Genomic DNA, 366 nt, shown 5'->3' on the forward strand with positions numbered 1-366 from the left:
ACTTCACCGAGCTGCGCAAGGGCGACGTCATCCTGGGCCACACCATGACCGACCAGCGCCACGTCGGCTACGCGATCCGCGAGTTCCTCCACGAGCAGTGAGCGGCCAGGGCCTGTCTTCAGACCCGCGTCGCCCCACCGGCGAGGTCTGAAGACAGGCCCTGGTACGCCGGCGCCCGACCCCCGTCCCGCGCCGTCACCCGAAGAGAGTGCGGCACCCCACCCGCGCTGGCCGCAGCCGGCTGAACCCGAGGCAACCGACATGGAATTCGATCCGACGTCCGACGGCCAGTTGGCCGATCCCTATCCGATGTATGCGCGGTTGCGTGGTTCGTGTCCGGTGGTGCATGACCCGAAGCTGGATGTG

1 protein-coding gene is annotated in these 366 nt (G+C 68.3%); it reads left to right on the plus strand.

Annotated elements, in window-relative coordinates; genetic code table 11:
* The first annotated feature begins 11 nt into the window (after positions 1-11).
* Positions 12-101, plus strand: a complete 90-nt coding sequence (locus OP86_RS38965) for a hypothetical protein (protein ID WP_267883131.1) — start codon at positions 12-14, stop codon at positions 99-101.
* Positions 102-366 lie beyond the last annotated feature (265 nt).

The organism is Streptomyces novaecaesareae (genome assembly GCF_000716875.1).
Taxonomy (GTDB): domain Bacteria; phylum Actinomycetota; class Actinomycetes; order Streptomycetales; family Streptomycetaceae; genus Kitasatospora; species Kitasatospora novaecaesareae.